The 12,801-nt window shown below is 39.7% G+C and carries 7 protein-coding genes; 6 read left to right on the plus strand and 1 reads right to left on the minus strand.

Annotated elements, in window-relative coordinates:
* Positions 1 to 37 precede the first annotated feature (37 nt).
* Entirely contained in the window at positions 38 to 1,057 is a 1,020-nt protein-coding gene (locus tag QJ048_RS23190; protein ID WP_282336856.1) for a LacI family DNA-binding transcriptional regulator, read from the minus strand.
* 508 nt (positions 1,058 to 1,565) lie between these two features.
* On the opposite strand from QJ048_RS23190, the gene QJ048_RS23195 reads away from it, so the two are divergent.
* The 6 genes from QJ048_RS23195 to QJ048_RS23220 are packed head-to-tail and all read left to right on the plus strand — an operon-like array spanning position 1,566 to position 12,789.
* Positions 1,566 to 4,553 carry a SusC/RagA family TonB-linked outer membrane protein gene (locus QJ048_RS23195; RefSeq protein ID WP_282336857.1) on the plus strand — a complete coding sequence of 996 codons (2,988 nt, stop codon included), beginning with the start codon at positions 1,566 to 1,568 and terminating at the stop codon, positions 4,551 to 4,553.
* 55 nt (positions 4,554 to 4,608) lie between these two features.
* Positions 4,609 to 6,156 (plus strand): RagB/SusD family nutrient uptake outer membrane protein, encoded by a 1,548-nt coding sequence (locus QJ048_RS23200; RefSeq protein ID WP_282336858.1) that lies wholly within the window; start codon positions 4,609 to 4,611, stop codon positions 6,154 to 6,156.
* A gap of 26 nt (positions 6,157 to 6,182) precedes the next feature.
* A complete protein-coding gene (locus QJ048_RS23205) occupies positions 6,183 to 6,896 on the plus strand; it encodes a fasciclin domain-containing protein (RefSeq protein WP_282336859.1) in 714 nt (237 codons plus the stop codon).
* Positions 6,897 to 6,923: 27 nt separating this feature from the next.
* A complete protein-coding gene (locus QJ048_RS23210; RefSeq protein ID WP_282336860.1) occupies positions 6,924 to 8,018 on the plus strand; it encodes a DUF5007 domain-containing protein in 1,095 nt (364 codons plus the stop codon).
* 50 nt (positions 8,019 to 8,068) lie between these two features.
* On the plus strand, positions 8,069 to 11,233 hold the full coding sequence (locus QJ048_RS23215) for a SusC/RagA family TonB-linked outer membrane protein (protein WP_282336861.1): 3,165 nt from the start codon (positions 8,069 to 8,071) through the stop codon (positions 11,231 to 11,233).
* Positions 11,234 to 11,250: 17 nt separating this feature from the next.
* Positions 11,251 to 12,789: a RagB/SusD family nutrient uptake outer membrane protein gene (locus tag QJ048_RS23220; RefSeq protein WP_282336862.1), complete on the plus strand. Its 1,539-nt coding sequence runs from the start codon at positions 11,251 to 11,253 to the stop codon at positions 12,787 to 12,789.
* The last annotated feature ends 12 nt before the right edge of the window (positions 12,790 to 12,801 follow it).

Genomic DNA, 12,801 nt, shown 5'->3' on the forward strand with positions numbered 1-12,801 from the left:
ATTGTATAAGTGAAGCTTAATCATTCAAAAATTATGACTAAGCGTGGATTACCAAATCCGAATCAATAATGATTTTATAATGCATCTGACGCTCCGTGTTTTCAATTTTATTTTGCAAAAGTTCTACCAACATTTGTGCTGCTTTTTGGCCTTGCTTAAATGGATATTGTTCAACACTTGCAATTGGACGAAATTTTAGGTGTGGCAGCATGGGCAGGTTGACATAGCTTACAAACAGCAAATCTTTGTTTACACAAATATTTTGTTGAGTGGCATAGTGCATAGCATCCATAGCTACATAATCATTGAATGTAACAATGGCGGTTGGCTTTCGACTATGTGACAGTAATTTTTGAGTGGCTTCATAAACGCTTTCTTTTGACAAGTCACAATTGAATACCAATGAAGGATCAAATTTGAGTCTGTTCTTTTGCATTGCCTGCATATAGCCGTCCCGCCTTTCAGCAGTAGCGACTAACGTTTTGGGACCATTGATCATTCCTATAACTCTGTGACGTGCTTTAAGCAGATAGCTGATGGCTTTTATGGTGCCGGATAAAATATTGCACGCAACATAATTGATGTCGTTCATGTCAGGAATTCTGTCAAAGAAAACTACAGGTATGTTTGCTTTTTTAAAAAATTCAAAATGCTCAAATGTTTTTGTGTTTTTTGTAATAGAAATAATTAGCCCGTCCACACGATGTTTTTTCATTGTTTCCATCAGCTGCTTTTCTCTTTCGATATCATCGTGGCTTTGCCCCATTAACACAGTATAGCCGTTCATGTTGGCTACTTCCTCAATGCCGCTAATTGCAGAAGAAAAAAATGACTCTGATAAACCTGGCAGAATAACCCCTAGCGTAAATGTTTTGCGTTGCTGAAGGGAGATGGCCATTTGGTTTGGCTCATAATCCAGCTTTTGCGCTAATTGCTGAACAAGCGTTTTTGTTTTTAATCCTATAGAAGGATGATTGTGCAATGCTCTGGAAACAGTTGAGATAGATATATTCAACCGTTTTGCTATTTCCTTTATTGTTGGTTGTTTTTCGGCCATAACAGTCTCTTACGCAGCCTTGCAAACAGAAGAACAGGGTGCAATTCGTTAATTGGGTAATTATTTTTAGGGCGGGTAAAGATGCATTTTTTTCGGTACTTTCGCTGCTTTTTTTCGAGGTTTTTTAAAAAGTATTGTTTCGCCATCCTCTGTATCAGGAATTGCTTCAAAATGATCGTATATAGATTTCTTTGTTTGTCATTGATATGAAGTTTATGCGCACTTTTTCCCAAAATCATCGATAGAACGTGGATTTACTATGCTGTTTTTAAGATTACGCAAACGTTTGATAACTGCGTCATTGCTATCACATGTGTTATTTTGTAATGTGTTTAGTTGGCAGAATATGTAAAACTCACATAGATTTGTTAAAACCAAAATTGCTGAAAATGTTATCACTGCTTAAAGAATTTGGTTACAAATTTTTAAGCTTTTAAGCACTCCGAAAGAGAAGCAAAAAAGCATAAGCATTTTCTGTAATCAATAAATTTCTAAAAGAGATCTTCTTATGAGAATAGGAAATAAGTTGTTACTAAGGTTGGGACTATTTTGCGTTATCTGTATTGGAACCACACTGCATACAGAGGCACAAGGCAAAAGCGACTCAAAAGACACTTCACAGGCTGCAAAAGATACAACTCAGTTATTGAGCAAGGCCGATTATTCCATCTTACCTGTTAAACGATCTGTAGGATCGGTATCAATGGGTACAATTGAAACAAAGCCATTGATTTCCTTACAGCAAATGCTGAAAGGAAATGCAGTGGGTGTATATGTTCCGGAAAGAAGCGGAGAACCAGGCTCAGATCAAACAAATATGTTTGTCAGGGGCTTGTCTATGCCTTTGCTGCTGCGCCGCAATATCACTGCTACACAACCCACCGTGTTTTTAAACGGAATGCCGCTTATCCAGGAAAATCCTTTCGCATACGATGTGCAGCAATATGACTACAACAGGATAGGCAGTCAAACCAATTTGTTGTCAATAATCGATCTGGACAACGTTGAATCCATTAATGTTTACAAGAATGCCGGTGATATTGGAGAGTTAGGTCCATGGGCTCCTAACGGTGCAATTTGGATCACTACTAAAAATGCGCATAAAGCTGAGCGCCAGGTAAGTGTAAATAGTTATGTTGGGTTTGCTCAACGACCTGCTGTCACCACTTTGAATGCGGCTGATGAAAATGCTTTCAGACAACCATTTTATGCCAAGTATGCAACTGCAGATCAAAAAACAAATTACCCATCATACCTGGCCAATAATCTTAGTCCTGATTACTACGGAAAATCAGATTGGACGGATTTGTATTATAAAAACGCAGCACTTTACAATGTTAACTTAAGTGTTACCGGTGGTTCTGACCGTGCGAACTTCCGTTTTTTTGGAGGTGCAACTAAGAATAATGGAACAGCTGATCAAACAGGCTTCAGCCGTTACCAGGCATTCTTTTCAGTAAATATGCTTCCGTTAAAATGGTTGACTTCTTCTACCACGATCAATGCTTCGATGATGAAACGCGAGGGAGCAAGATATTTGCGTGATCGCTTTGCTGAAGCAAGATATATTCCGGATCTGACAACTCCTCTCGCACCAAACAAAACGATGTATGCGAATTATCTTGACCAACTGACTACAAGCGTTGATAATAATGTTACAAACAGTATTCAGGGCGCTTTCTCTTTGGCGGCGAAGCTTAATAATTTCGGAATAGTTTCCAAGCTGTCTTTCGACTATAACACAGGTGTGAGAGATCAGTTCTTTCCTACAACCATAATGGAGAATAACAACTTTGTATCTAATTATTTCGGATATAACCAAAGGCTGTTTTTCGATAATGCTGCTACATATAAATGGGACTTAAACAAGGCGAATAAGTTCGAATTCAAAGCAGGGTTTTCCTACACTGCTGACCTGAATAAATACAACTACGCTTACGCGTACAACACGCCAAGTGATTTCATTAAGCTAAACATGGTTGATGGAAATTCAAATCACACTTCTGCTGTAATTTCCGCTTCAAACCCTAAAGGAACTGTGTATTTAACTCCGGTAGCGGGCATGCTCGTTACCAGGTTTATTGATCAGGAAGCTCATCGCCGCGCCAGCCTGTACGCTAAAGTTAATTACGGTTACAAAGAGATGATCAATGCATCTCTGTTGGTTAGAAGTGACGGTTCTTCTACTCAACAACCTGACGCCCGCTGGTATATGCCATTGCCAACCGCTGCTGTTGATATGGATCTAACAAAGATCTTCAGGATAGATAATAATCATAACACAATTAATAACTTGATTTTCTCTACTTCTTATGGAGTGGTAGGGAGAGATAACCTTGATGACCGTTTTGGTGCCGGCCCGCAATATGGTGTGGATCTGGGTTGGAAAGACGCGACAACTATTGCTTCCTATAATGGATTCGCTGGTTTAACAAGGCCTTACTCAAGTGGATGGGTAGGATATGGTTTCAAATGGGCGCATACAGAAAATTTCAACGCAGGCATTAAAGCAGACCTGTTTAAATCGAGGTTAAATATCGGCGTTGATGTTTATAGAAAAGCCGACAAGGATATGTTGTTTGCTGTGCCTGTATCATCTGAGTCGGGTTATGCTAGTCAATACCTCAATGGAATGGATGTGTTGAATAAAGGTGTTGAAGTGATCATTAACAGCGACATCATAAGAGACACTAAGCACCATTTCACATGGAATGCACAGCTTAATGTTGCATATAATCAAAATGAATTAACCAAGCTGCCGGGCGATTTGAGTTCTGTAATAATTGGTGACAGAAAATTGCAGGTAGGTCATGCGATTGATGAATACTGGTTGTTGAAAAATAATGGAGTTTATATCACCGATCCGGCCAGTACGCAAAACTATAAAGGTATCGCATTAAAAGCCGGCGATCCAATATGGGCCAATACACAAGGCGATCCAAGTACAATTAATGATGATGATAAAGTATTGATGGGCCACGCTATGCCTAAGGTAACAGGAGGATTTGCTAATAACATTAAATATAAAGACTTCAACGTAAGCTTTGATATATACTTCGCATTGGGCCAGAAAATATTAAATGAGTACGCATCTCAAAGATTAGATTTTGTCAATAATGAAAATGGCGGAACAATGAGCTCTGTTAAGGAGATCACTTACTGGCAAAAAAATGCGGACTTGTCGAAATATCCTGTATATAACCCATGGAGCAATGTAATACCGTATCAGCTAAACCAGAATTTGTTTTTGGAAGATGCATCATTTGTTAAACTACGTTCAGTAACTGCAGGATATGATTTTATCAACTCCAGATTTATCAAAAAACTTGGCGGAACCTTCACCCGGGTATATGTGTATGTAACGGGCATGAACTTGTTGACCATTACACCATTTAAAGGCAACGATCCAGAACTGGTAGATTTTAACGGCCACTATACAGGATATGGTTTGCCACTATCAAAGTCATACACATTCGGTATCAAATTAGACCTATAGACTGGTTTGAATTTATACCTGAAAAATCATTATTCAATATTTATAATAGTAAGAGATGAATAAAAAAATAGTTTCCTATCTGCTTATTTGTATACTCTTAGGAACTTTCTCATCATGTAATAAGGCGTTGGATGTTCAATCATCACGATTGGCCCCTGAAGCAAATTCCTGGAAGAGACTTGAAGATACCCGTGCCTCACTAATGGGTATGTACGGCTTGATGCGTGCGGCTTTGGCTGAAGACAACGCTCACTGGCTCTGGGGAGAATTGCGCGGAGGTGATTTTACCTCAACCTCACGCTCTGACCTGAAAGCAATTATCAACGGGAACTTAAACTATAACTATCCCACATTGCAAACGTTGTCAGATTGGAGACGATTTTATGCAGTGATCAATAGTGCAAGTACTTTTATTGAGCATTCAGGAACTGTACGCGCCAATGATCAACGTTACACCGAGGCTAACTGGAAGGCTGATGTGGCGCAGGCAAGGGTAATGCGTGCATTCGCATATTTTTATATGAGCCGTATATGGGGGAATGTGCCATTGATAACAACTTCGGAGGAAGGTGAGTTTGTTGCCAAACCAGCTACGGACCAAACTATTATATTAAACTTCGCCGAGACGGAAATACTGAAATGTATCAATGATCTGCCAGGTGTTTATGCTGGTTCTAATGATCCGTTATTGCCTAACACTTATTATGGACAAGGCCCGGGGTCATGGTACGGAATTTTGATTACAAAATATTCTGCGTATGCTATATTGGCTCATATCGCAGCATGGCAAGGGCATTACATAGATTGTGATGCGTACACTTCTCACGTCGTGAATGAATTAAGTACCTCTCAAATTCAACCGAGTGCGATGAGAGTAACCGGTTCAAATTATTTGAGCGATCCTACACAATCTGGCAATTTGTTTACAGGAAATAATCAGCGCCAAATTTTAGCCTTTGCTTTCGGAGCTACTGAAAATGTTGGAAGCGGACATTTGGAAGAGCTTACCCTCGCCGCTCCGTTTGTATCTAAATCAGTGCCCGATATGTATGTGAGTAAAGATTCCATTACGTCTATATTTCCTGACTGGGCCCAACCGGGAATTGCACCGGATCCTCGCTTTGGTCGTGACTCTGTTTCCAAATTATATTATGAAAAATGCTTCACCAATTTCACTGGTGAGATACCAGTATTCAGTAAGGTAAAATGCGTGATCAACAGTAACAAAGGCACTTTGCCAATGTTCAACTCAGCGATTGTATTTACCCGCCTGGAAGAAATTAAACTACTTAGAGCCGAAGCGCTGTATAATATCTGGGGTCCTGCAAGCCCCGAAGCGGTGGCATTGTTGAATGACGTAAGATCTCAAAGAGGTGTCGCTGTATATGATAGCAGAACGGACCTTCTGGATGCAATTTTTGCCGAAAGAAGAAAGGAATTGATAGGAGAAGGATGGCGATGGTATGATTTGGTGAGGTACAAAAAAATCAAGGATCCTACGTTCGTTAAGAATATGGTAAACACGAAAGGAATTTACTGGCCGGTTTCTGTAAGTGTACTGGCTACAAATCCAAAACTATCTCAAAATTCATACTGGAACTAGTTTCAAATTATAATAAAATAGACTTTATGTTTAAGAAGTATGCAAAAATATTAGTCTTACCTGTGCTGTTGTCGTTTATAATTTTTGCGTGTAAAAAAGACGGAGGAGCATATAGTTATGAAACTCCTGTCGATTCATATAATGGAAGTGTGTACGAGTATATTAAATCTCAAAAAGGAGTATTGGATTCTTTTGGATTGGCAATTGATCGACTGCCGGGAAATCTAAAAGACACATTACAGAACCTTTCAGCCAGGTATACTGTGTTCCTGCCAACCAATGCAAGCTTTAGTCTGGCATTGGATAATCTGAACAGGGAAAGAAGTATTAGCGGTAAAGCGCCATTGAGTCTTGCCACATACGATGTCAATCATTTGGATACATTGGTTAGGCGCTATGTTATAGCAGGTACTTACACTACCGATACGTTAAGTAGTTTGTTGGATGGAATGAATTTGCCCTCGCTTGCAGTCGATACAACAAACTTATCTGACAGCTTAGTAAATCATCATTATTTAATGCAGGGTTCTGCACTAAGAACAACAGCAGAAGGAGTAATAAATGGTGGCGAGTTGTACATAATGTTTTCTGATCGTAAGAATTCAATTTTTAAACGTTACTGGATAACAGCTTCTACCCATTCGGTGAACGGCAAAGCCAAAAACGCACTGATGAACGTGCTTACATCAGGTCACGAATTTGGATTTAATGAATTTACGAAAAGAGGCTTAACTCAATAATATCTAATACAAGAGAAAAAGACACCAATGAATAAATTATCACGACTATCGATTGTTCAGGCATTCAATACTATCCTGACCTTAGCTATGATAGTAATGTTGTCTGGATGTGCCAAAGATTATGTGCCCAAAGAGCAGGAGGTAATGGATCCTGAGGCGGACTATTTAACAAAGGCATTTTATCCTCTGTTGGAAAGGACAACTTTGATACCCGCCAGTTTCAATTATGGTAACACATCTACACCTGTTACGTTTTCAATATTGAACATAAGGAATGCCGCGACCGGTGAGCCGGCAAGTGAACTTGCTGATAAGTTTCCTGTAAAAATATGGTCGCAATCCTACACAGGAAAAGAGCAATCGCTCGCAGAAATTGAAGCAAAAAGAACTACAGAATATCACTCTCTTTTTGAAGTAAGAGATCATGCTGGGGATTTTGTATTCTGGGGGTATCCTAACTCATCAACACTTGTTCAGTCTAACCCGCAGCCAGGATATTTATTTGATGTAAAAGTTACTAACAAGGGAGGTACACGATACTTTAGAGGCATGAAGTTGATTCCGGGCAAACCAATTCCGTATACACCGTCAAATTTTGATCATACATCTGGCATGCAGCTGACTCCGTACACAACAATAGGAGGCTTGTTTAATGTTAAAGGAGCTAAGACCCGCGGCTACATTGGCAGTGTTCAGGTGTCCTTTCATAAAATCATACCAAAAGACAACAAGATACCTTCGGGTACTTCTCTGACCTTTAGATTTTTCGATACGCTCTATAACCCAATCAAACTCTCTAAATTCAATACCACTAAATGGGCTACATTAATTCACGGGTTTAATCCTGTGTGGAAAGCAGATTCAACATCGGGACCAAAAAAGATTGATTCTGCAATGATAACTTACCAGGTAGCGTATCCTATACCGTTAATAACATACCCTACTGCCTATACTACTTCAGATGGTACACAGGCTTTGGCTGTGTTCTCCTATTCAAGAATAGGTTTTGGAGGACTAAAGGAAGATGCCGTTATAAATTTCCCTTTTAGTATTTATGAAAGCGGCGATTGGGAAGTAGACTTCTGGTTTAAAGATGATGTTCCTCAATTTGAAAATAACTAAAAAAGGTTTCATTTAAAAAATAGCTTTTAGCCATACTAACTGGAAAATTTATGAAAGTGAAAAATATGCTTAAGATAGTAGCATTGCTTTTAATAATACCCTGTTTTTTGATTGCACAAAACAAAATAACGGTTACGGGTATTGTTAAAAATGGTGAGACTCAGGAACCGGTTGCCGGCGTAAGTATTTACGCAAATAAAAAAGTGATCGGTATCACTGCAAACGACGGTACATTTTCAATAAAAGTAACTGAAGATGCTGCTATTACGTTTACTGATGTACGTTATGCAAATTTTAACCTGAAACTAAAACCTGGGCAAACCGCCGTGCAGGTGCTGATGAAAGTGCGTGATGATAAAATGAGTGAAGTTGTGGTAACAGGTTATACAAAAAAGGCCAGGGAGGTAACCACCGGTTCAACGGTAGTTATTACGGCTAAAGATATACGCGACGTGCCAAGTGCAAACGTTATGGATCTGTTGCAAGGTAAAGTTGCGGGCCTCAATATCAATACGTCATCAGGGGCGCCTGGTTCTACAGGCTCTATCTATTTACGTGGGCTTTCTAATCCTTCCTTTTCCGGTGCCGGTGCCGATGCGGCTCTTACACCAACATCTCCATTATTTGTAATTGACGGGGTTCCTATTGATGTAAATTCAACTTATGAATACGGATTTAATTCCGGAGGGCCTGGTATCAACCCTGTCTCATTAATTCCGCAGGAAGATATTGAGCAAATTGAAATATTGAAAGATGCACAGGCCACTACTTTATATGGTTCCCGCGGTGCTTATGGTGTAATCCTGATCACAACTAAAAGAGGTAAGTCTAAAGTGCCTATTGTAAACTTTAGAACAAATCAATTTTTGAGCACTGTACCAAATTTAAGAAAAGTCATTGGCGGACGGGACGAGAGAATGATGAGACTGAATGAGATCGTTCAATTTGATCCGAACTATCAGCATGCTCTTACGACCATCGATCAGACTCCTGCTCTTACAGATAGTTTGAACGCTTATTACAATAACTCCACTAACTGGCAGGATGTGTTTTATAAAAACACATGGAACCAAACATATAACGTAGGTGTGTCAGGTGGTGATCAGGCATTCAACTATAAAACCAACATAGGTTATTTTAACCAAAAGGGTATTATCAAAAATACTGGCTTTAGCAGGTACAATGTAGACATGAACATGCAGTATCAGCCTGTTCAAAAATTTAAATTGTCTACTACTATTTCTGCTGCCATGGGCGAAAATAAAAAAGGTAGTGGAAATGGTATTATGCAGACCGGTGTTGCCCAAAATGTAAATACCTCATCATTATTGCCGCCTCCCGGTGCATTTGGAGCTAACAGCACAGCCCTTGCACAGCTGGCTGTTATAGATAATAACAAAACTGCTCAGTTGAATACCAATTTCGAAATGCAATATGAATTCGTAAGAGGATTGAGAGCTACCAATACTTTTAGCTATAACTATATGTCCGGCACCGAAAATACTTTCACTCCGGCAATTATGAATGGTAACATGTCTAAGTCTTATGCTTACAATGATTTGACAGGAACGCTATACAATCGTTTCATGTTGAACTATGCAAAAACATTTGAGCGCGGCCATTCAATTAATTTTTATGGTTTTTCTGAGATCAGCAGCAAAAAATATAAGGTTGACGTTATACAACAAACAGGTACACCAAGTGATGGCATAAGCGGTCCATTGGGTGCAGCAACATCTTTGGGTGGTACGTTGTCTAATACTGAGACGAGAGACGTTTCATATGCAGGCAATGCTTCTTATGACTACAACAAAAAATATGTACTTAACGCAGGTGCTATGTGGAGCAAAAGTTCTATCACCGGCCCCAATATGCCATGGGCATTTAACCCTACAGTTGGCGTAAGATGGAACTTCAGCAAAGAAAAGTTGTTTGATCACGTTTCATTCCTCGACTATGGCTCTTTCCGTTTGGGCTGGGGCAAAAGCTCAATACCTGTTGGTACAATTTACGATACCTACGGTAAATATCTGAATGGTACCACAACATATAATAGCTCGCCTATTATCAATATCGACTGGTCATCGGCACCGAACGTGCATCTTATTCCTGCAACAAAAACAGACTTAAACTTCGGAACAGAATTGGGTTTATTTAAGCAAAGGCTGCAATTTGTATTTGAAGCGTATTACAAACAGAACGACAACAACCTGTATGTAAAAAATCTTTCCAGCATGAACGCATTCAGCCAGGTTAGTACCAATGAACTTGGACTAGTTAACTACGGTTATGAATTGACAGTTACAGCAAAACCTTTAAGTGCGTCGAGCCCTGTATCATGGACTATTACCGCCAACGCCGCGCTTGACCATGAAGTGCTTACAAGGTTGCCTGGAGAAGCAAAGCAAATGGTAGTTGTAGATCCCAACACAGGCCTTGGTACAATGTATCGTGTGGGAAGAAACAGCTTATCAAATGTGATGTACAATACAAAGGGTGTATATGCCAGCAATGCTGATGTGCCCGTTGATCCGGCTACTGGTTTAAGAATGCACACCGGCACCGCAGGTAATCCCATTTATTTTCAGCAGGGGGATGCCCGCTGGACAGATGTAAATGGCGACTACGTTGTTGATCAAAACGATTATATCGTATGCGGTAATGCAATGCCATTGGTGATAGGTGGTTTTTCATCCTATACCAACTATAAAAATTTTACCCTCAACGTAAGTACTTCATTTAAATACAAAAGAGATATCATTAATACGGCGGCAGCGCAGGCTTTTCAGCGGTTTTACAGTCCAACAAAATTAGGACAAATGCTGCCTATTGATCAGTATAACTATTGGTCACCTTCGAATACCAAAGGTACAGTTTTCCCTAACCCATACGATTTCACAAGAACTGGCGAATACAGCGCAGACAATATTGGTAATGGCACTTATTTACCATTCCGTGCGGATCAGACATTGTTCCTGGAAGATGGTTCATACTTTAAAATTAACAGCATCGCTTTCTCATACAATTTCGACAGGAACAAGACCAAGAGATATGGTATAACATCAGCGAGGTTAACATTTACCATGAACAACGTATATACGTTCACAAAATATACAGGTCCTAATCCTGAGAATGTGACTGACATGGGTTATGACCGCTCTGATGGATATCCTCAGTCGAAAAATTACAGTTTAGGCCTTGATCTACAATTCTAATCTCTCAAAAAGAAAATATGAAAAGCATATTTAGTAAACTTAGTATTCTGTTAATCATCATAGGTTCTTTCGCTTCGGGATGTAAAAAATTCTTGACAGTAACGCCCATTGACCAAATGACGGGTAATGAATTCTGGTCCTCTAAACAGGACGTAGAAGCATTTTCTCTGGGTACCTATAACACGTTCAGAAACTTTACGTGTAAGAATTGCTTTTTTCCGGGAACCGGCGATTTACGTATGGCTCCGGTTCAGTGGAATACAAAAGCATCCACTTCCAGGAACTATATAAACTATTTGGCAAACAACAATCTGAAAACTTTACTAAATCCAGCTCTGCTATCGTCATCGGACCAATGGTGGGTTACCTATGGCGGCTTTGGATTTGGTAACATCCAGAAGTGGAATTCATTCTACCAAATGATCCAGTCTGCTAATATCATGTACAAACAAGTGGGCAGCGTACCAACCTTGTCTGATGATGATAAGTTGTATTACCAGGCCGAAGCTGTTTTTCAACGTTGCCTTGCTTATTTTTTTATGGTTAGGCTGTACGGCGATGTACCATATTATACTGAGGCATATCATGAATCAAATATGCCAAGAACCAACATGGTAACAGTATTGCAAAGTTGCATAAAGGATATGGGTAGTGTGCAGCAAAATTTGCCTTGGACCTATGCCGATCCTTCGTTGAGAGGCGTTAGGGCAATGAGAGGAGGAGCACTGGCATTAATGATGCACATGAACATGTGGTTGGCAGGATTTGACGAAGGTAAAAAAGCAGACTATTACAAACAGGTGGATTCATTGGGTCAGCAGATATTGGCAAGTAAAGCTTATACGCTGCTTCCTATAGAAAATACAAAAGAAATTTTTAAAGGACGTACAACCGAAAGTCTTTTCGAAGTACCAGAAAACTTAAACTATGGTGAGCAGTTCCCTCAAGCATCAACATACTTTGACCTTGTATTGCGTGCTCCGTTTAAATCGGTTATACCATACAGCTATATAATCTATGATACAAAATTTTTGAATACAATTTATCCAACTGTCGACAACCAGGATAAAAGAAAAACATTGTGGTTTGCTACTGGGTTGAATGCAGGCGCTGCTGATTTTACATTTAGCAAATTCGTGAACGTATTTGGCAGGCCCGGAGAAGATGTTAACTCGGATGATGATATGATCGTCTTTCGCTTGCCAGATGCTATACTGTTGAGAGCTGAAGCATGTGCCAATCTTGGTAAAAAAGATGCCGCAATTGAAATGCTTAATATGGTAAGGAGCAGAGCCGGCGCCGTGCTTGAAGATCCTTCCATTGCTGATGACAAGTTGCCGGATGATATATTTTATGAGCGCTGTAAAGAGTTAATGGGTGAAGGGCATTTTTACTATGATTTAATAAGAACAAAAAGGATACTTGATCCGGCAAAAGCATTTGGAAAATTCATGACAGGTGAAGCATTCCGCGCCGGTGCATGGACATGGCCATTGGACCCTTCTGCTAAAACAAATAACAGTGCGATCATCCTTAATACTTATTGGAGCCAGTAAGAGGTTTTAAAT

It is taken from the genome of Pinibacter soli (genome assembly GCF_029961145.1).
In the GTDB taxonomy this organism is placed as follows: domain Bacteria; phylum Bacteroidota; class Bacteroidia; order Chitinophagales; family Chitinophagaceae; genus Pinibacter; species Pinibacter soli.